The following is an 18,682-nucleotide window of genomic DNA, read 5'->3' on the forward strand; positions in this document are numbered from 1 at the left end:
GTGTTTGATACCAATCGAAACGCCTACTTCACCCATGGCTGTGGAACCGGGCTTGATGTAGAGACGTTTTCAGGCCAAATGAGCTTATTTTCGCCATTCTGAATCTGCGCTGCGGGCACTGGCAGGTAGTCGGCACCGGCTTTAATCTGGTGATTTTTCTGATCGAAGACATATTTCCCCAATAACCCCTCCCGTTCGAGATTGGATAGTTGTTTTGCAATTTTCGCTGAATCGAGACTTTTTGCCTTTTCGATGGCAGTCAGCGCATTGACCATCGCATCGTAGCCAGATGCATGGTCGGAAGTGGAAGCGACTTTGTATTTGTTTTGAATGGATTCGGCAAACTTTTTCTGACGTTCGATTTGCTTGGGATCGTAGCTGAGCGGCGTCCAAATCAGGTTATTTGCGGCAGGGCCCGCCTGTTCGATAAATTCCGGACGAACAGGATAATAAATGGCCAAATGGAGGGCGCCGGCTTTGGTTTCCTGAAATTGTTTGACAAACGCTACCCCGGAAGCGACTGATGTAAAGCAGGTTACGATGACATCAGGCTTCAGGGAATGAAGCTTGGACAGCTGCGGATAAAAATCGGTATAGCCCAACTGCACGGTCTCGGCGGCGGCGATCTTCCATCCGTCATGTTCAAACAGTTTGCCGGTTACGTCAGCGTTGGAACGCCCGTAGTCCGTATCCTCAACGACAAAGGCGACCGTTTTCGTTTTGGGGGTGTATTGCTTGTTCGCCTCCAGGTATTTATAGGTTTCAAAAACGGTCTCGGCGTAGGCAGAACTGCCGAAATTCCCCTTCCAGAAAAATTGGTACTTTTCCGGGTCCTTCTCCACCTTCTCGGCGATCGCTTCGCTGACGGGTTCGCCGCTCAAGATGGGAATTTCGTATTGGGATGCCAAATCCATCACAGACATCGTCACGGAACTGGCAAAAGCGTCCCCGATCAGCAGGTGAACCTTTTGCTGGTTAATCAGCTTCTCCGCGCCGCTCACTCCTTGTTCGGGTTTGCTCTGCGAGTCTTCAAAAAACACCTTTATCGGCAGCTTTTTGCCGTCTACTTCAATTCCTCCCTTGGCGTTCCATTCTTCAGCAGCCAACTCGATCCCCTGTTGAAGAGCGACGCCGGCATTGGCTGCCGGCCCGGTTAATGGGGCAATGGCGCCAATGCGTATCTCTTCGGCAGTCGATCCTGCGTTTGATGAGCAGCCGGTTAATGCGCCCATTGCCGCCAATACGTGGACAGCTGCCAGCCCAAGCCATTTTTTCACGTTCATTTTGGTCACCCCTTGATTTTCATCGCCTGTTCATGATTCTCTCATATCGCACCATTCGAGAATGAACGCAGCATAGGTCTTCGTTACGGCTTTGACACTGGGCAGATCGACCCATTCATCCACTCCGTGCATGTTCCCCCCGGTCGGGCCGTAACAAGTCGCGGGGATCCCGTAATATAGATTGTAGAAACGGATATCGGTCGTGGCTGTGGCAGCGGCATACTGCAGCTTTTGAGAAGTCGTCCTTTCATGCGCGCTTTCCAACACGCGGAAAATCTCCAGATCCCGATCCAGTGCAACGCCTTCCGCGTGGAACCCGTAAAACGTAATCTCCGGCTCTGCCTGAATCAGCCAAGGATCTTGCTTTGCGGCCTCTAGCAGCCATGATTTTACTTCGTCTTTCACCTGCTGCGGGTCTTGTCCCGGGTACAAACCGATCCGCGCTTCAAACGTGCACAGCGAGGGGACATTCGAAGCCCAGTCTCCGGAACGAATGATACCTACATTTACATTTAATGGATGACTGTGATTTTGAAAGCTTGGATGCTTGGGCAACCCATTGATATAACGGCGGTACTCATCAAGGGCGTTGATCAGCACGTACGACTTTTGAATCGCATTTACCGCCCGGTCGGCTCTTTCCACATGGGCTCCTGCTCCTCTCACCCTGACCCTCATCCAGATGACCCCGACTTGAGCTGTCAGCGCGGTCGGCCCGAACGGCTCTGGTATCAAGGCGCCGTCAGCCACATAGCCTCTTGCCAACGTCGCAAGGGCTCCGTTGCCGGTGCATTCTTCTTCAATCACCGTTTCCAGCAAAACATCGGCTCCCAGCTTCACTCCTTTCTCTTTTATCGCCTTTACGGCAAAGATCATGGCGGCAATTCCCGATTTCATATCTTGCAGGCCCCGCCCATACATTTTGTCTCCTTCGATCGTTGAGCCCCACGGATCATAATTCCAAAACGCAACAGGTTCGGGACTAACCACATCCACATGTCCTTGTAAAATCAAGCTTCTGCCGGTTTTCGGCCCTTCAGTCTGCCACTTACCTACCACTACAGGTCTGCCCTCGTACGACCACTCGACTGGGGAGTAGCCGGGGAGCTTTGAAATTATTTTATGATCGGGGACAAACACATCGGTTTCCAGACCTAGTTCGCTGCTGAAATAATCGGCGATAAAATGCTGTACGCTTGCTTCATTCCCCAATGTACTGGGGTATCGGCCAATCTTTTGCAGAAAAGCCACTTCCTCTTCCCAGAGTGAGTCGATCTTGTCCATTACCTCCTCAAATACCGCTGACTTGTCCTTTCTTAGCATGTTGTTCCTCCTTTTTAAAGGGCATTCTTTACGATATTAAAGCTATGTTTTCACCGGATGGAAAATTCAGATAAAATTTAGCTTACAAGTAAAAAAAGCCTTCTTAAGATATCCTTAAGAAAGCTTTTTGACCAAGGTCCACTTGTGGTTCGCCCCGGTGACTATACGTAATGCTTGAAAATAATAGACAAAAATACCGCGGTGCTGACCACAGAGCCGAGCAGCAGCAGGACGCCGCTGCGTATGTGCCGCTGAAACAGGCGAAGAAAACCGAAGCTGAACAAAAGGCCGGTTATCATGAAATAGGCAGCGCCAATCAAAAACAAATCCCATGACAAAAGCGAAAAATTTACGATGCCCATGCCGGACACACCATCCCTCTAAACAAAAATGTAAGTATAGCTGCATTATAACAGATGCTTGCCTATTATAACCTTCAGCGTGTGCAAACGTAAAGAAACTGTCATGAATGGGAAACGAGGGAGGAGGTTGTACATCCCGCGTCTACAGGTGTACGCGTTTTAAGCGCAGCGAATTCAACACGACCGAGATGGAACTGAACGCCATTGCAGCTCCGGCCAGCCAGGGGGACAAGTACCCGAGCATCGTGAGCGGGATGCCGAGGGAGTTGTACGCCAAGGCCCAAAACATGTTTTGTTTGATATTGGCGATGGTTTTTTGACTCAGCCGAATGGCGTCTGAAATCGCCCGCACATCCTCTTGCATTATGATGACGTCGGCGGCTTCGATCGCGATGTCGGTTCCGGTGCCGAGCGCGATGCCCACGTCAGCCGCGGTCAGGGACGGTGCGTCATTCATGCCATCCCCCACCATTGCGATGGTTCTCCCTTGCTGCTTCCACTTTTCGATGATCGCTGCCTTCTCCTCCGGCAGCATGCCGGAATAAACCCTGTGTATTCCGATTTTTTTGGCGACGGCTGTCGATGCCATCTGATGGTCTCCTGTCACCATAATTACCTCTTTCCCCATTTTCCGTAACCGGCGGACGACTTCTCGGGCCCCCTCCTTGACCGTATCGGCGGCGGCAAGCAGGCCGGCAAGCTGCCGATCGACGGCGACGTACAGGACGGTTTTTCCCGCGAACTGCAGTTGGTTCACCAGCGAATCTGTTCCCTCTATGGCAATTCCTTCCCTGATCATCAGTTTTTCTGAACCGATGATGACCTGTTTCCCCTCCACAACCGCTTTGACCCCGTAGCCGGGGACGGTTTGGGACTCGGCGGCCCGCAGCCTCGGCAGCCCTCGTTTTGCAGCGGTCTGTACGATCGCCGCAGCGAAGGGATGCGGGGAACCCGTTTCTGCAGCGGCGACGAGCTGCAGGAACGCCGATGTTTCGCCCTGGCAGTAGACATCGGTTATCTCCGGCTTCCCTTTGGTGACCGTGCCGGTTTTGTCCAGGACGACGGTATCCACTTTCTGCAGGGTTTCCAGATGTTCTCCTCGCTTGAATAAAATCCCCGACCGGGCCCCCCGTCCAGAAGCGACCAAAATGGAAGTAGGTGTGGCCAGTCCAAGCGCACAAGGGCAGGCGATGATCAGCACCGCCATTGCCTTTTCCAGCGAATCGCCAAAATCGCCCGGGCGCAGCAGGAAGTACCAGGCCAAAAAGGTGCTGGCCGCAATCATAACCACAAGCGGGACGAATATTTCCGTCAGCTCATCGGCGTACCTCTGAATCGGAGCCTTCTTGCTCTGGGCTTCTTCCACCACTTTGATGATTTGCGACAGTGCCGTTTCCCCGCCGATTTTCACTGCCTTTACTTGCAGCAGGCCGTTCTGGTTCAACGTCGCTCCAATGACAAAACTCCCCGCTTGTTTTTCAACAGGGATGCTCTCCCCCGTGATCATCGATTCATCAAGGGTGGAATTGCCGCGAACGACAATTCCATCGGTGGCCACTCTCTCCCCGGGCCTCACGATAAAAATATCTCCCGCTGCCAATTGTTCGATCGGAATTGTCAGATGCTCGCCGCCGCGCAGAATCACGGCCGATTTGGGCTGCAGCTGGTACAGGCTTTTGATCGCCTGAACCGTCCGCCCCTTCGCAGTCGCCTCGAGAAGTTTTCCGATCAACAGAAAAGTGATGATCACGGCACTTGTCTCATAGTACAGCGTCACATGCTGCGAAGGGCTGCCGACGGACTGCACGGTTAAGGAATGGCTGTAAAAAAAGGCGGAGGACGTGCTTAACACAACCAGCAGGTCCATGTTGGCGGACCTGTTCTTCAATGCCCTCCAGGCCCCCTCGTAAAAGGAAAAACCAATCCAAAACTGAATGGGAAACGTTATGGCAAGCTGAAAAAAGGCGTTTTCGAACAAGGCAGGCACCCAAACCGACGATGCAGCCAAGGGAAAATGAGAGACCATCGACCAGATCAAGGGAATGGACAAAACGGCGGAGATCAGGCACTTTTGCTTTAGCCTGTTGATTTCATGCAGGTGTTTGTCTTCCTGCTCTTCTGTCGCTTTATACCCCAGTTTTTCGATTCTTCCCGTTATGTCTGCCTGATTGATGACGTCAGGCTGGTAGGAAATCGTCGCCTTTTCAATTGCGAGGTTCACTTGCACGGTTTCTACTCCGTTTAGCTTGCCGAGGACTTTTTCAATGCGGTTGGCACAAGCCGCACAGGTCATCCCCGAAATATGCAAGGTTACTTGCCTGGATATTCCCACGAAAACGTCCCCTCCTGGAACCCGCTATGTCTCGAGCATGTCCGTTACGAACATCATATGCGCGCCGGGGGAAAAGAGAATCTCATTTTTATACTGAATAAGAAATAATAAGAATGAATACCTATATATAGAAAATTCTATCTTACAAAGGAGAGATCGCGTATGGCCGGAAGCAGCAGATACCTTGGGATTCTTTTGATCGTGCTGGCAGCAGGGATACCCTGGATCGCCGCCTGTTCTGCACAAGGACATCAACATGCCGCAGCAGCAGCCCCGGCAGACGCTCATCCTGAACAGACAGCGGCAAGCGCACAAGAGGATGGGCTGCAAATCAAGCTGGTGTCGGAGCCGGTCAAAATTCTCATGGAAAACGAACTGCAGATTTCCCTGCCAAGCGAGCAGGCAGAAGGGATGAAAGACGCTGTAGTGACGGTAAAGCTGTCTATGCCGGAAATGGATCACGGCGAACTGTTGTTTTCAGCGGAGCGCGGGCCGGACGGTGTCTTTACCGCAAAGCTGATTCCCACGATGGTGGGCCGATGGGTCGCGCAGATTGTCGTGGAAAAGGACGGCCAAACCATCGCCTCCGAGTTTGGCTTCGATGCACAGCCCTGATGCCGGCTCACCAAAGCCAGGGATTTATACTGGGCATCCAGCCGCTCATGACCAGGCCCCGCATGATCAGGACAAAGCCGATGCAGGCAGCGAGAGCGTTGGCGAAGAGCAGTACCTTTGTCCGCAGCGCCTTCCCGAGCACGACGGAAAGCACCCCGGTACAGAGTAAAGCCGGCAGTGTACCCAGGCCGAAACAGGCCAATGTCGAGGCCCCCTCCCAGATGTTCCCCGTCGCAGCCGCTTTCATCTGCATGGCATACGTTAAGCCGCAGGGCAAGAATCCGAGCAAAAGGCCGCTGATAAAGATAGGCGCCAAGGCCGTTTCACCTTTTGTCCGGGAGAGCATCCGCTGAACCGCAGGAAGCCGCAGGGGGCTCCATTTGGCCAAGGGAATGGCAAGCTTTCTGCCTACCCAGAGCAGAATAAACAGCCCGCCCAGTATATTGGCTGCTCCTTGTACCCCCACGAGCCTGCCGGCCACGCCGACAAACGAACCGACAAAGCCCATACACGCGCCTACAGCCGTATAAGTCATGATCCGGCCGAGATTATAGGCCATGACTGTTTGCAGCAGGGGGGCATTTGAATGCAGTGTCCAGGCAGACATGATCCCCCCGCACATCCCGATGCAGTGTGGAGCGCTGGCCAAGCCGGTCAGCATGACCAACAGATACTCATAAATGCTTCCATACATACTCGTCTCCCCCGCCCCGTTGTTGGCGTTTGCACGATCAGCAGCCATTCGCGTACCGTTTCGTGATATCATAACTAATCATACGAGGACCGACGCCTTTTCAAGCTGGCTCGTTTGAGCTATTTCTTCAGGATGTACCGTTTCGTATGATAGAAACTGGGTGTTTTGCAAACCAGCAAAAAGGAGAGAGTTTCGTTGAGCGCAACCTGTCGCGTCATTCTGGCAGACGATCATCCCCATGCGCGGGAAGCCATTCGCTCTGTGCTGGCTGAGAGTGATTTGTTTACGATTGTCGGCGAGGCAACCACCGGTCCTGAAGCATTCGAATTATGCCGCCAACAATTACCTGACCTCGTGTTAATGGACATTCACATGCCCGTATGGGACGGCTTGGAAGCGACGAGGAAAATCAAAGAGGCGTTTCCAACCATAAAAATCGTCATCTTAAGCGTATCCGACAACATCAAGGATCTGTTTGCCGCGATCCAGCTGGGGGCCCAAGGATACCTGTTGAAAAACATGGACCCGGATGACTGGCTGGCCTATCTGCATTCGCTGATTCAAGGGAATACGGAGACTTCACGCGAGCTCGCCGGACGAATTTTTTACCAGTTTCGCGAAGGGACGAATGAAGATCCTCTCCCCAGTGTCCTGACCTCCCGAGAAAAAGAAATCCTGAAATACGTCGCCTCTGGCGTCACCAATCGGGAGATAGCCAAGACCCTCGTGATCGCGGAAAATACCGTCAAAAATCACATCAAAAATCTGTTGGAGAAGCTGCAGCTCGAAAACCGCGTGCAGCTTGCCTCTTACGCCGTAAGACACGGTTTAACCAGGCAGGGACAGAAGTAGATCCCGGGAAGGCAGCGGCCGCTGTCGGCAAAAAAATACGCCGGCTTCAACTGCGCGATGGCGTTGAAGCGGCGCGACTCTCTTGCTTTCGATCCTGTTATCGCAGCGCGGCCAAATCCACTTCCGGCACAAGCCCTTCCCGCGCGGCCCGGTCGAGCAGGGCGGTTACCGCTGCGTACCCGTCCTCGCCCAAATCGGCGGTAAACTTGTTTACGTACAGATCGATGTGGGCCCTTGCCACCTCGGGAGCCAGCTCCTGAGCGTGAGACATCACGTACTCTTGCGACACCTCCGGGTGGGCCCAGGCGTATTCGACCGATGCGCGCGTCCAGCCCGCGATCGCGTCCAAATCAAGTGTCCGGCGGGCGATGATGGCACCAAGCGGTATCGGCAGGCCTGTGTCGGCCTCCCACCAGCTGCCGAGGTCGGCAAGGAGGGCCAATCCGTAAGCAGGATAAGTGAAACGAGCCTCGTGGATCACCAGCCCGGCATCGATCAGACCGTCACGGACAGCCGGCATGATCTGGTGGAACGGCATCACGACAATCTCGCCCACGCCCCCCGGGACGTTTTGGGCTGCCCACAGTCGGAACAACAGGTAGGCCGTCGACCGCTCACTCGGCACCGCTACCCGGCGGCCAGACAGCACAGCCGGATCAGCCGTGCCGCCGCCTTTGGTCAGTACCAGAGGACCGCAGCCTCTGCCAAGCGCCCCGCCACATGGCAGCAGCGCGTAATCAGACAAGACCCAAGGCAGGGCTGCATACGATATCTTGAGCACCTCCGGCCCGTCGGGACGAGTTGCCAGGCCATTGGTGATATCGATGTCTGCATACGTGACGTCCAGCTTCGGCGCACCGGGCACGAGTCCGTGCACCCACGCGTGAAAGACAAAGGTGTCATTGGGACATGGGGAAAAAGCAATCTTCATGGTAATACCTCCCGTAATACTGAGCTTGCAGATTCCAGCGCGCGCAAAGCTTCTTCGATTCGCCAGGCTGCCCGGTTGCGTGGGCCGACCTGGTTGGATATGGACCGAATTTCCAGAATCGGCAGTCTCTGTTGATGCGCTGCGGTCGCGACGCCGTACCCTTCCATCGCCTCGGCGGCTGCGCCCGCCACTCGTTTGGCCAGTTCGTCAGCAGTCTCGGCCGTACCTGTCACCGTCGATACCGTGAGTACGGGGCCAGTCTTGGCGGCCAGCCCGGCGGCCTGCATCGCCTCGGCTACTCGGGCGGCGAGATCGCTGTCAACCGGGATGCGGGCGGTTCCGAATCCAAGCTTGTCCAGGCTGCAAAAACCTTCCGGTGTCTCCGCACCCAGGTCGGCGGCGACAATCTCGCTCGCCACCACGATCGAGCCCAGCTCCGCTATGCCGGAAAAACCGCCGGCGATTCCGGCGCAGATCACCAGGCTGTACCGATCAGCGGCCAATACCGCTGCTGTGCTGGCCGCCGCCGCCGCTGGTCCGACGCCTCCTGCGACGACGTCAAATCGGCTGGATCCGCGCAGGCCGCGCAGTACAGCGTCCCGTTCGGCCGGGACAGAGGTCATCACCAGCACGCGCCTCCCCGCTTCCTGTTGACGGGAGTCTGAGGTTTCTGGGGTACTTTCTACATTCACGTTTCCAATCTCCTTTGATGTAGGATGCAATGGGACCCTCGCTGGTTCAGGGCAAAAGGATGTTCCCATTGCCCGTCCAAGCTCTCCCTTTCAACGTTAGCGCTATCTCAGACTTATGTAAAGAGGTTTCTTCGTACGGAGTTTTGAAAAAGAAAAAGCCGATTTCCCAGCGGTTGGGAAATGATCGGCTTATGGAGGGTATCATTCGTTTTGGGCTATGCTCAGATGCAAAGCAAAATATCAAATCTTCGGCGGCTTATTGCAACCCGACCCGATCGATAACAGGTTTTTCGGCCTCATACAACTTTTCGTCGATAAGCCTCCTTGAAATAGAGTTTGGCCCTGCAAACCGGATGGCAAGGTCGAGTACACGGTGCAGAGGTAACTCCTCAGACTGTCTGGACCATTTTTCCCCTGTATGCCTCCACACTCCGATTTTCAAGAACCCTCCCTGTCCATGACCAGATCAGCCGCCTGGCGAATCACCTGTCTGACAAGCGCAGGCGCAAACCCTGCTTCCGTCAGGCCGCTGACCGCCGCAAACAGCGGGTCTGCTTCATAGAGGCCGGGCTTGAACAGCAGCCCTGTCTCTCTGGTTATGGTACCAAGCGGCACCTGATACGTTTCCAGGTGTTGATATTCGCAGGCTTCGTTCAAACGATCCGGACTTTGCCGGATGACGAACGACAAGCTTGTGATGCGATGTTGCCGGCTCACAAAAAAAACACTCTTCCAAAAGCCGAACGGAACTTTTATCTGGCAGCCGGGCCTGTCGTTGACGCCGCAGTACTCTTCATCTGTTTCCTTGTAAATCGGACCGGTGATCACGAGCATTCTTTTCCCGCTTTTCAGACGATGGAGAATCCAGTCCTCCAGGCAGTTCCAGATCCCCGTGTTGAAATTGTGGTGCTGCAGGACAATATTGGCGTAACAAAACGAGTCATAGTTGGCTTTTTCCGCTTCCGGGCGCGTTCCCCAGCAGACGTCTTTTCTGCGCGTCAAATGCCCCCTGTCGTAGTCGTTCTGGACGTAGTATTCAGGGCCGACTTGATATTCTGCGCCGATCCGCTCATCGAAGTGCCACGACTTGTTCTTCCTCGGGATCTCCAAAAATTGGCCTTCATCCACGCACGCGGCAGAATAGACCGCGAATTTTCGCCTTGCGTTCATCACAATCGAAAAGTGGGTAAAGTCATACACTCTGCCATCCTGCAGCGCATCTTCCGCCGTTTTTCCCTGCAAGCGGGGCAGCGGAACCTCCTCTCCGAGAAAAAAAGGATCGTAACCCGTCATCGCGCTGTCCTCTCCTCTCCCGTTTACATGGTCTTTAGGAGCTGGACTCCCTTTGTATCCATTATACATCCATGTCAGGGTCGAACGGCAAATCTCTGCCGCTTGGATGGTGTTGACAAACGGCCAGATTAACGCGATGATCGTCCGTAAACACAACGCCTTCCCCCTGGAGATAGAGCAGCTGCATCGTGTACAACTCATCGTCCTTTAACCCGATCTCGCCTTTTGCGTTGATCACTCTGTGCCAGGGCAGACGATGCTTTCTGCTCATGGCGTGCAGAATTCTGACGACCTGCCTGGCTCCCCTCGGGCTACCGGCCAATGCCGCGATTTGCCCGTATGTCATCACTTTTCCCGGCGGAATCTGTTTGATCATCTCAATAGCCCGTTCCGTAGACTGCTTCATGCTCATCTACCATCCTTGTTTTTCGCTGTGCGGCCTCTGAAGGATCAGGTCAACCCCTGCGAGACCCCGGAGCAGGGCGGGCGGAAGCTGCTTTCCCTTCTTCCGCAGATGCGTATCTGCTACAATCCCCAGCTTCATGCGATTCCCTTCTTTTTCGTTTTTTGCTTCCTCTCTGTTTGGCGACTTGTATCCATACATGGAATGGTCGGCCCATACCTTGCGAATGGCTAACGAAACGGGCAGCCCCCGAGCCACCCAACGCAAAGCTGACAAAATGTTGGCCTCATCGTCAAATTGTACAACAATCCGCATCGTCGTTGGATTCAGATCATGTTTCAGCTCTTCCCAGCCCATCGCTGAGTACCCGTCATTTCCGTATGTTCGCAAATCTGCGAAGTCTTGGAATTTCGGGTTTTTTTATCTGCATCAAGCGGCGAATGGCTCTGGCGCATTCGGGATGTATGGTTGGGTTCGTCCGCAAGCGCTCAGCCACCTTCTCTGGTTGATCGCATCGAATACAAAAAATCATACACGGTTTTTCCAAAAAATACAAAGATGCCCCTCCGGCAGAAGGGCATCCGCTTGGCTGCGTCGTTTCGCTCAAATGGCCTGACGCGATTGTTGTTGATCGGCAAAAAACTCGTTGTACAAAGCGATGACGGCCCGGTCCGCATCTACCTCTTTCACCCCGAACATCATGCTGACTTCGGACGAGCCTTGATTGATCATTTCCAGGTTTACCTTTGCCTTCGCCAGCGCAGCCGTCGCTTTGGCGGAAGTGCCGACCGAATGTCTCATTCCCTCGCCGACGATCATGACGAGAGCCAGGTCATCTTCAATAAAAACATCATCGACTTGCAATTCCCGGCGAATTCGTTCCACCACCCGGGACCGAATGGCTTCGGTGAAATCCTTTTTGCGCAGGATGACGGAAATATTGTCGATTCCCGAAGGGGTGTGTTCGTAGGACAAACCCTCTTCTTCAAGAATTTGCAGCAGGCGCCGGCCAAACCCGATTTCCCGATGCAGCAGGTACTTGCTGACATAGATGCTGCAAAAACCTGTGTCGCTCGCGATGCCGGACACCCGATTTTCGCTGGCCTCTCTCTCCGATACGATCATCGTGCCGGGAGCGCTTGGGTTGTTCGTGTTTTTTACGCACACTGGAATCCCCGCACGGTATGCCGGAAGCAGCGCTTCCTCGTGAAACACGGTAAAGCCCGCGTAAGAAAGCTCTCTCATCTCGCGGTATGTGATTACGCGAATTTCTTTGGGATGCTTCACCAAATTCGGATTGACGGCATAAACGGAGTCGACGTCGGTGAAATTTTCGTACAAGTCCGCCTTGACGGCTGCCGCCAGGATCGAGCCGGTGATGTCTGAGCCGCCCCGGGAAAATGTGACCAGGATTCCTTCTTTCGTATATCCAAAAAAACCGGGGAAAATCACGATTCCTTTGCGGTCCCGCAAAGCGCGCAGCCGTTCGTATGATTCAGGCAGGACTTGAGCGTTTCCGGCTTCATCCGTGACGAACAGCCCTGCGTCGAGAGGATTTACATACTCGGCTTCTTCGCCCAGGCTCCTCAGATAATGAGCCACCAGCTTGGCGCAAGTGTCCTCACCTGCCGCTTTTACTGCATCGATAAACCGGGCAGCGTCCGCGGTGTTTTTTGCCGTCAGGATTTCCTGCAGGTCGGCCGTGAGCGTTTCCGTGACCTCCCGGGAAAGCTGAAGCTCCTCGGCAATTTCTGTATAACGTTGGAAAATCTTCTGTTTGATCTCTTCTGCCTGGCCATCGGCGAGGTATTTTTCCCCGTAGGCGATCAAGAGATCCGTCACTTTGATGTCTTCTTTGAATCGTTTTCCCGGTGCCGAAACCACGACCAAACGCCGCTCGGCATCCGCTCTGATGATGTCACACACTTTCCTGATCTGGGCTGCGCTCGCAAGTGAGGTTCCCCCGAATTTTGCTACTTTCATCTCCGTCTCCTCCACTATCTATCCAAGCTGTGAAAAGCTCTTTGTCGTCATTTGTATGCAATTGGCTATCCATGCACATGAGTCTAGGTTAAATGACTTTTTGCAAAAAGACAAGTGTTCTTTTGGGGTGGACACGAATCATTTACGATTTCTCGATAATCGCCTGAACCCTGCCGATTTGCCCGTCCTGGAGGCGAACCTTGATTCCCCGCGGGTGATGAGCTGAATTCGTGAGGATGTCTTTCACAATCCCGCGTGTTGTCTTCCCGGTTTTTTGATCTTTTTTCAAAATGATCTCTACCTCGCGACCTGGGTGGATGTCTTTGCGATGTTGTCCGTGTTTGTTCGTCATTTGGTCTGGAGTGCTCCTTTTCATGTCAAATGTCTGCCCTCCTCCCAGGTTAGCAATTATCGCGGCGAAGGAAAAGGGACGGGAATTTCGCAAACGCCCGGCCAACGACCGCGGCCAAAATCAGGGTTGCTTGACTTATCCTAGACTAAATAGTAAATTGTCTATTATGATACAAACGTTATAAGGGTGTGTTTGTTTTATGAGTGTTTCCGAATCGTTTTGGAATGCTACCTTGGAAGAATTGAAACGCGGCTACATTCTGGAAGGCGATCATTATGTCTGCCTGCTCTGCGGCGAGCAGGTTGAGACAGGGATCGTCTACCCCGCTGACGGCGTTCTCTATGAAGCGGAAAGGTATATGCGGCGCCATATCGATGACGTTCATCATTCCGTCTTCGATTTCCTGACCCAGCTGGATAGGAAATTGACGGGTTTAACTGAGCATCAGACTCTTCTGCTGCGGCTGTTTTACCAGGGAAAAAGCGATGCCGAAATCCAAAAAGAGCTGGGGATCGGAAGTGCTTCCACCATTCGCAATCACCGCTTCGTATTGAAGGAAAAAGAACGTCAATCCAGGGTGTTTTTGGCTGTGATGGAACTCTTAAAAGAGAGGGATAAACACGCCCCGGCTGCGCTCGGCTCGGCCAAAAAAGGCAGCAACGCGTCTGCTCCCTCCCCTGCTGCACAGGATGAAAGACAACAGATCTTGCGAAAATACTTTCCGGAAGGGACGGACGGCCCCCTGTACAGCCTCCCCCGGAAGGAAAAACACAAGCTGGTTGTCCTGCAGGAGGTCGCCAAGCGCTTTGAAAGCGGACGGACGTATGACGAAAAGGAAGTCAACCACATTTTGCAGGATGTGTATGATGACTACGTCTTGCTGAGAAGAATTTTAATCGATTACTCGTTCCTGGAAAGGGAACCGGATGGCAGCGAGTATTGGCTGAAGACAAATGAGACAGGGGAGGCGGGCGAGCAGATGGACAGAAAGAAAGAACTGAAGCTGCAGTACAAGGAAATGAAAACCGAGGCCGGCGTCTACCAGATCAAGAATACGAAAAATCAAAAGGTCCTGATCGACAGCACGATGAACCTGAAGACCATGAACGGAAAGAGGTTCCAGCTGCAAAACGGTTCGCACGTAAACAAAGCGCTGCAAAAGGAATGGAATGAATACGGCGAAGAAGCCTTCGTTTTCGAGGTGTTGGAGATCTTGAAGGTGAAAGAAGACGCCTTCTGGAACGCTGCGGACGAATTGGCAAAGCTGGAGGAAAAATGGCTGGAAAAGCTGAAGCCCTATGGCGACAGAGGCTACAACTCCCAGCCCGCAAGAAGGTAATACACTTGGAATTGTTGCAGCGGCAGAGCTGCGAATGCCGTGCATCCAACGGATGGCCGACCAAAACGTCATGTTTGTTTTGGGCGGCCATTTTGTTTCTCCTCGTACATCGTCACAGGCAGCAGCGATCCTGATTTTTAAGCCGGGTCGGCATCTGCTTGACAAGGTCGCCGGAGAAAAGCAGACTCTTTACAGGTTGCGGCCAGGAAAGAAGTTTCGGCCGCTGTGTTACTTCAGCGCTTCGACAAATGCTGTCTCGATCTGGTCAGCTTCCGGTGATACGGCAAACAGAATGAAGTTCCCATTTGTTTTGACCACGTGATGTTCGATGAAAGCATATTCATCCGGAAGGTAGTCTTTAAACTTTTTCGCTTGTGCGTCTACCCGGTTCAATATGCTTTCGATTATCTCCTCCACCTGATTCGCGTCCTTTACTTTCACGACGAGCACTTCATCCGCTTTCACATTGGTGGGAGCGAGATAGAGAATAAAGTCCTCCACTTCATCTGCACTTATGTGATACAGCTTTTGCAGTTTGTCCCTGTCCCCTCGTTTCAGTTCATCCAGATGGACCGCTTGGCTGATCTTTTCGCCCACCTCTGTGACAGTGGCGTTCCCCGCCTCCTCTGCTTTGCCGGAACATCCCGCGACAGCTGCGGACATGAGGGCAAACGCGATGAACGCCAACCATAATGTACGATGGATACCATGCCTGTTCTTCCACATTTGGTTCCACTCCCCGCATCGTATTCACCCTATTCAGACAGGCTTTGAATGGACGGATCTGCAAAAAAAGTATTGGCGTTGTAGAGAATCAGCATCTCATCGATGTGGTTGGCTTTGACGAATGCGCCCAGATCGTCCTCGCAATATCTCAGGTCGACGACGTAGATTTCGCCAAAATGCGCTGTCAAAAAAGGGAGAAAGCAGTTGGCATACGAATCTTTTACCACCAACAGTTTTTTTCCTTCCGGATGACGAGTGGCGATTTTGATCAAAGCGTGATTGACATTCAAGAAAACCGTATATTTATCTTTTTTCTTGAGATTCTCCCTTTCGTAAAGAGAGTCTGCGCTTTTCTGTTCATCAACGTACTCTACGTGACAAGCTTCGCCGTCCTTCGGTTCATATAGTGCAATGCTGTCCGGCTGCAGGTGCCGAAATCCGCTTCGGGAATAGAGCGAACCGTAAAATTCATCGGTCACCTGTTCGATACGATACTCCGCCTCCTCTTTCGGGGCAAACCCCATCTGCCCGGCCAGCACCCGGTAGGCGAGATAAGCGCCTTTTGTCGTCCAATGGTGGTCTGTTTTATAGAAGATATTCGCCGACCTGTTTGCATACAGCGCCGGATATGTGTCCACATAGCGGATGTCCTGATTCAGCTTTTTCCGAACCATGTCCAGGTAATGAAGCTGCTCTTCACCCGAGACATCGTCAGGCAGTTTCTCCTCCAGAACGCTCACCGCTGTCGGCACCAGCATCAAGTATTTCGGCAGATCTGGGTTAGCTCGATCAAAGAAATTGAGCGCATCTACCTTCTTTTCCACCTCTGCGTCTTCGGGACGAATCCATTTTTGAATGAGATAACCATCCTTCCCCAAATAGACATCGTGATTTTCCTTCTTTCCGATCGCCCGGTCGACATCCGATTTGAGACCGATCCAAAAGTCTCTGAACGCAAACTGGTCAGACATGTACCTTTCAAATACGGAAGGAAATCTGCCGCGGAGCAACTTTTCCAGAGAGAAAGCCGGCAGCTGTTCCAACGTCCGATTCTCCGATTCGGAAAACGCCTTCGTTGGCGTGAGGATGCCAAGTGCGGACATCCCCCCGATAAACAGGCAGAGGGAGATTGCCATCACGTATTTATACCATTTGTCATACCGATTCAGGAAAACCACCTCCTTCAGGCGAATGAAGGCCCTGCCTGCCCCCCGCAATTAGAATCTGAAGTATAAAAAAGGATTGTACGTATCATTGACCAGATAAGCCGTGGAGAGCAGCACGAGACCGATATGGACCGCCGGAACCGCGAGGACACCTGCCAGTCTCAGCTTTTCTCTCAGGTATGACAAGGCTTTGGCAGGAATCGGGGTGGAGCATATGACGAGCACGATCAACAACAGGAGATTCGTTGACAGGTAATAGCGTGCCTGGCTGTCGACAAACTCGTGCGTCCCGAGGCCAAACATCGCTGTGATGAATCCCGTCGCCTGGGAGAGACTTTCGCATTCAAACCATACCCACCCTACGATCACGATAAAGAGCGTGTACGCATGTCCGATGATGGCAGCTCTCGCATGCAGCCATTTCAGCAGGAACAGCTTTTCGAGCGTGACAAAAAAGCCGAAATAGAGATCCCAGACGACGAAGTTCCAGCTTGCCCCGTGCCATAAACCGGTTAAAAACCATACCACGAGCAGATTTCGGAGCTGTAGTCCGAGGCCTCTGCGGTTGCCGCCAAGCGGAATATAGATGTATTCGCGAAACCAGGAGCCGAGCGAGATGTGCCACCTGCGCCAAAACTCCGTAATGCTTTTGGATTGATAGGGATAATCGAAGTTTCTCATAAAATCAAAGCCAAACATTTTCCCCAGTCCGCGGGCCATGTCCGAATACCCGCTGAAGTCAAAATAGATCTGGAAGGTAAACGCGATGATGCCCAGCCATGCCGAGAGCACAGTCAAGTCTGCCAGCGGCGTCGCCTTTACATTCGTCCACAAGAGACCGATTTGATTGGCGAGCAGCACTTTTTTCGCCAGTCCCCTGATGAATAGTTCCGCTCCTTCGCCAAACCGGTCCAGCGTCACATTTCTTTGCGCCAATTGCCTCGCAATATCGCCGTATTTGACGATCGGTCCGGCGACAAGCTGCGGGAACATCGTGACATAGGCCCCAAACGAGATGATATTTTTTTGCACCGGCACCTTGTCCAGATACACATCCACGATATAAGACATCGTTTGAAACGTGTAAAAGGAGATCCCCACCGGAAGTGGAAGCTGCGGCGCCTGCATGTGCAGGTGAAACAGGCTGTTGAGATTCTCCACGACAAATCCGGCGTATTTGAAAAAGCCAAGGATCCCGATACTTACCGCAAGGGAGTTGATCAAGACGGCTCTGGCAACGGCCTTGCGTCTTCGATACTTCGCGATCAAGAGACCATTGGCATAGTCAAATACAGTGGAAAAGATCATGAGGAGAATGTACACGGGCTCTCCCCAGGCGTAAAACACCAGGCTTGCCAGCAGCAGGACAGCGTTTCGAAGGCCTTTCGGCGACAGATAGTATCCTGCAATCGTGAAGGGCAAAAACAAAAAGAGAAAGATGAGACTGCTGAAAACCAACGTCAGGTCACCTCCCCAGGGCCAGTTTTGCCGGAGAAAAAGGAACCATCATTTTTTCAGGTAATCTTTCAAATCGTCCAGCAAAAGCGGGTAAAATTCCGCCTTAAAGTGTACGCCATCCGTATCGAACAGATCAGGATTGTTCGTAAAGATCGGAGTCAAATCGATAAATTCGACCTGTTCCTTTGCCGCCAGCTCCTTCAGCCCTGCGTTAAACTCGCCGATGTTTTGATAACGCGGTTCTTCCCGCTCGGCTTCTGCGGTCACCGGTGTCAGCGACAAAACGCGGATTTTCACATTCGGCAGCTTCCCCTTTATTTTGCCGATCAGCTTCGCATACTGGGTCAAAAAGTATTCTTTCGGATTGTCTACCGGCATGTACAGGTCGTTTCCACCCAACAGGATAAAGACGTGATCAGGGTGTCTGCTTGCCAGATTGTCCACTTCGTCTTGGGCAAATTCAGCCGTTGCCCCTGCATTCCCGATCACATTCGCTTCATCCAGTACATCGTGATAGGAAAGTCCTTCTATAAGCGAATCACCCAGAAAAACACTCTTTTGGAACAAAGATGCATAGGACACGTCCACTCGCTCTGTGGATGCAGATCCGCTTTCATTCGCCCCAGCGGCAGCTTCTTTCCCGCTCTCTGGCGCTCCGCAAGCTGCCAAGGCTAGTGCGATGATCCCTGTACACAGGATCGAAGACATTTTTTTTGGCATGGTACTCTTCCTTTCTTTTGTGTGATCATGATGCTTGCTTACATTCCTCCTTTTTTCAGAACTTGTCTCTCACAGGAGATAGTGTAAGGGGGGCAGATAAATATAAGATGCAGACCGGATTGAATTGAATTAAAGAAAACGATCTGCTTGTTCGTCTC

General features: G+C 52.7%; 19 protein-coding genes and 1 pseudogene. 3 read left to right on the forward strand and 17 right to left on the reverse strand.

The annotated features are described in order from the left end of the window. Positions 1-23 precede the first annotated feature (23 nt). The 4 genes from HGBM_RS03065 to HGBM_RS03080 form a co-directional block, all read right to left on the reverse strand. Positions 24-1,283 (reverse strand): ABC transporter substrate-binding protein, encoded by a 1,260-nt coding sequence (locus HGBM_RS03065; RefSeq protein ID WP_019119629.1) that lies wholly within the window; start codon positions 1,281-1,283, stop codon positions 24-26. 30 nt (positions 1,284-1,313) lie between these two features. Next, positions 1,314-2,606, reverse strand: a complete 1,293-nt coding sequence (locus HGBM_RS03070; RefSeq protein WP_019119630.1) for an ArgE/DapE family deacylase — start codon at positions 2,604-2,606, stop codon at positions 1,314-1,316. A 161-nt stretch (positions 2,607-2,767) separates the two neighbouring features. After that, positions 2,768-2,968 (reverse strand): hypothetical protein, encoded by a 201-nt coding sequence (locus HGBM_RS31265; protein ID WP_026074172.1) that lies wholly within the window; start codon positions 2,966-2,968, stop codon positions 2,768-2,770. A gap of 142 nt (positions 2,969-3,110) precedes the next feature. Further along, on the reverse strand, positions 3,111-5,300 hold the full coding sequence (locus tag HGBM_RS03080) for a heavy metal translocating P-type ATPase (protein WP_019119632.1): 2,190 nt from the start codon (positions 5,298-5,300) through the stop codon (positions 3,111-3,113). 162 nt (positions 5,301-5,462) lie between these two features. Here HGBM_RS03080 and HGBM_RS28730 point away from each other — a divergent pair, with 162 nt between their 5' ends. Beyond that, positions 5,463-5,915 carry a FixH family protein gene (locus HGBM_RS28730; RefSeq protein WP_019119633.1) on the forward strand — a complete coding sequence of 151 codons (453 nt, stop codon included), beginning with the start codon at positions 5,463-5,465 and terminating at the stop codon, positions 5,913-5,915. A 7-nt stretch (positions 5,916-5,922) separates the two neighbouring features. Here HGBM_RS28730 and HGBM_RS03090 read toward each other — a convergent pair whose 3' ends face one another. Beyond that, positions 5,923-6,609, reverse strand: a complete 687-nt coding sequence (locus HGBM_RS03090; RefSeq protein ID WP_019119634.1) for a sulfite exporter TauE/SafE family protein — start codon at positions 6,607-6,609, stop codon at positions 5,923-5,925. A 195-nt stretch (positions 6,610-6,804) separates the two neighbouring features. On the opposite strand from HGBM_RS03090, the gene HGBM_RS03095 reads away from it, so the two are divergent. Continuing rightward, entirely contained in the window at positions 6,805-7,461 is a 657-nt protein-coding gene (locus HGBM_RS03095; RefSeq protein ID WP_019119635.1) for a response regulator, read from the forward strand. A gap of 97 nt (positions 7,462-7,558) precedes the next feature. Here HGBM_RS03095 and HGBM_RS03100 read toward each other — a convergent pair whose 3' ends face one another. The 8 genes and pseudogenes from HGBM_RS03100 to HGBM_RS03135 all read right to left on the reverse strand — a co-directional run bounded on the left by HGBM_RS03100 (position 7,559) and on the right by HGBM_RS03135 (position 13,139). Then, positions 7,559-8,392, reverse strand: a complete 834-nt coding sequence (locus HGBM_RS03100; protein WP_019119636.1) for a 1,4-dihydroxy-6-naphtoate synthase — start codon at positions 8,390-8,392, stop codon at positions 7,559-7,561. Then, positions 8,389-9,084: a futalosine hydrolase gene (locus HGBM_RS03105; RefSeq protein ID WP_019119637.1), complete on the reverse strand. Its 696-nt coding sequence runs from the start codon at positions 9,082-9,084 to the stop codon at positions 8,389-8,391. The genes HGBM_RS03100 and HGBM_RS03105 overlap by 4 nt, the downstream gene beginning before the upstream one ends. A 271-nt stretch (positions 9,085-9,355) precedes the next feature. Further along, positions 9,356-9,514 (reverse strand): annotated as a pseudogene (locus HGBM_RS31490) (DUF6530 family protein); the annotation flags it as partial. Positions 9,515-9,522: 8 nt separating this feature from the next. Then, complete coding sequence (locus tag HGBM_RS26440; protein WP_019119638.1) at positions 9,523-10,377, reverse strand: DNA/RNA non-specific endonuclease; 855 nt, start codon at positions 10,375-10,377, stop codon at positions 9,523-9,525. A gap of 61 nt (positions 10,378-10,438) precedes the next feature. Next, positions 10,439-10,783 (reverse strand): MGMT family protein, encoded by a 345-nt coding sequence (locus tag HGBM_RS03120; protein WP_051029595.1) that lies wholly within the window; start codon positions 10,781-10,783, stop codon positions 10,439-10,441. Between the two features lie 6 nt (positions 10,784-10,789). After that, positions 10,790-11,137, reverse strand: coding sequence for a metallophosphoesterase family protein (locus HGBM_RS31495; RefSeq protein WP_019119640.1), 348 nt, complete (start codon positions 11,135-11,137; stop codon positions 10,790-10,792). 246 nt (positions 11,138-11,383) lie between these two features. Next, positions 11,384-12,763, reverse strand: coding sequence for an aspartate kinase (locus HGBM_RS03130; RefSeq protein ID WP_019119641.1), 1,380 nt, complete (start codon positions 12,761-12,763; stop codon positions 11,384-11,386). Positions 12,764-12,905: 142 nt separating this feature from the next. Beyond that, on the reverse strand, positions 12,906-13,139 hold the full coding sequence (locus HGBM_RS03135; RefSeq protein ID WP_019119642.1) for a YwbE family protein: 234 nt from the start codon (positions 13,137-13,139) through the stop codon (positions 12,906-12,908). 175 nt (positions 13,140-13,314) lie between these two features. On the opposite strand from HGBM_RS03135, the gene HGBM_RS03140 reads away from it, so the two are divergent. Continuing rightward, a complete protein-coding gene (locus tag HGBM_RS03140; RefSeq protein ID WP_019119643.1) occupies positions 13,315-14,454 on the forward strand; it encodes a DUF2087 domain-containing protein in 1,140 nt (379 codons plus the stop codon). A 228-nt stretch (positions 14,455-14,682) separates the two neighbouring features. Here HGBM_RS03140 and HGBM_RS03145 read toward each other — a convergent pair whose 3' ends face one another. Genes HGBM_RS03145 through HGBM_RS03160 form a run of 4 tightly spaced genes read right to left on the reverse strand, consistent with a single transcriptional unit; the run spans position 14,683 to position 18,524 of the window. Further along, positions 14,683-15,180, reverse strand: a complete 498-nt coding sequence (locus HGBM_RS03145; protein ID WP_019119644.1) for a DUF4358 domain-containing protein — start codon at positions 15,178-15,180, stop codon at positions 14,683-14,685. A gap of 29 nt (positions 15,181-15,209) precedes the next feature. Further along, positions 15,210-16,349 (reverse strand): DHHW family protein, encoded by a 1,140-nt coding sequence (locus tag HGBM_RS03150; protein WP_026074174.1) that lies wholly within the window; start codon positions 16,347-16,349, stop codon positions 15,210-15,212. Positions 16,350-16,397: 48 nt separating this feature from the next. Then, positions 16,398-17,804 carry an MBOAT family O-acyltransferase gene (locus HGBM_RS03155; RefSeq protein ID WP_019119646.1) on the reverse strand — a complete coding sequence of 469 codons (1,407 nt, stop codon included), beginning with the start codon at positions 17,802-17,804 and terminating at the stop codon, positions 16,398-16,400. Positions 17,805-17,852: 48 nt separating this feature from the next. Continuing rightward, the gene (locus HGBM_RS03160; protein WP_019119647.1) at positions 17,853-18,524 is read right to left on the reverse strand and encodes a GDSL-type esterase/lipase family protein; all 672 of its coding nucleotides are present in this window, start codon (positions 18,522-18,524) and stop codon (positions 17,853-17,855) included. Positions 18,525-18,682 lie beyond the last annotated feature (158 nt).

Source organism: Brevibacillus massiliensis (genome assembly GCF_000311785.1).
In the GTDB taxonomy this organism is placed as follows: Bacteria; Bacillota; Bacilli; order Brevibacillales; family Brevibacillaceae; genus Brevibacillus_C; species Brevibacillus_C massiliensis.

What these genes read in the sequence shown, in the direction of transcription:
- HGBM_RS03065 (WP_019119629.1), bottom strand. Translation starts at nt 1,283, where the DNA reads ATGAACGTGAAAAAATGGCTTGGGCTGGCAGCTGTCCACGTATTGGCG.
- HGBM_RS03070 (WP_019119630.1), bottom strand. Translation starts at nt 2,606, where the DNA reads ATGCTAAGAAAGGACAAGTCAGCGGTATTTGAGGAGGTAATGGACAAG.
- HGBM_RS31265 (WP_026074172.1), bottom strand. Translation starts at nt 2,968, where the DNA reads ATGGGCATCGTAAATTTTTCGCTTTTGTCATGGGATTTGTTTTTGATT.
- HGBM_RS28730 (WP_019119633.1), top strand. Translation starts at nt 5,463, where the DNA reads ATGGCCGGAAGCAGCAGATACCTTGGGATTCTTTTGATCGTGCTGGCA.
- HGBM_RS03090 (WP_019119634.1), bottom strand. Translation starts at nt 6,609, where the DNA reads ATGTATGGAAGCATTTATGAGTATCTGTTGGTCATGCTGACCGGCTTG.
- HGBM_RS03100 (WP_019119636.1), bottom strand. Translation starts at nt 8,392, where the DNA reads ATGAAGATTGCTTTTTCCCCATGTCCCAATGACACCTTTGTCTTTCAC.
- HGBM_RS26440 (WP_019119638.1), bottom strand. Translation starts at nt 10,377, where the DNA reads ATGACGGGTTACGATCCTTTTTTTCTCGGAGAGGAGGTTCCGCTGCCC.
- HGBM_RS03120 (WP_051029595.1), bottom strand. Translation starts at nt 10,783, where the DNA reads ATGAAGCAGTCTACGGAACGGGCTATTGAGATGATCAAACAGATTCCG.
- HGBM_RS31495 (WP_019119640.1), bottom strand. Translation starts at nt 11,137, where the DNA reads ATGGGCTGGGAAGAGCTGAAACATGATCTGAATCCAACGACGATGCGG.
- HGBM_RS03130 (WP_019119641.1), bottom strand. Translation starts at nt 12,763, where the DNA reads ATGAAAGTAGCAAAATTCGGGGGAACCTCACTTGCGAGCGCAGCCCAG.
- HGBM_RS03135 (WP_019119642.1), bottom strand. Translation starts at nt 13,139, where the DNA reads ATGAAAAGGAGCACTCCAGACCAAATGACGAACAAACACGGACAACAT.
- HGBM_RS03140 (WP_019119643.1), top strand. Translation starts at nt 13,315, where the DNA reads ATGAGTGTTTCCGAATCGTTTTGGAATGCTACCTTGGAAGAATTGAAA.
- HGBM_RS03145 (WP_019119644.1), bottom strand. Translation starts at nt 15,180, where the DNA reads ATGTGGAAGAACAGGCATGGTATCCATCGTACATTATGGTTGGCGTTC.
- HGBM_RS03160 (WP_019119647.1), bottom strand. Translation starts at nt 18,524, where the DNA reads ATGCCAAAAAAAATGTCTTCGATCCTGTGTACAGGGATCATCGCACTA.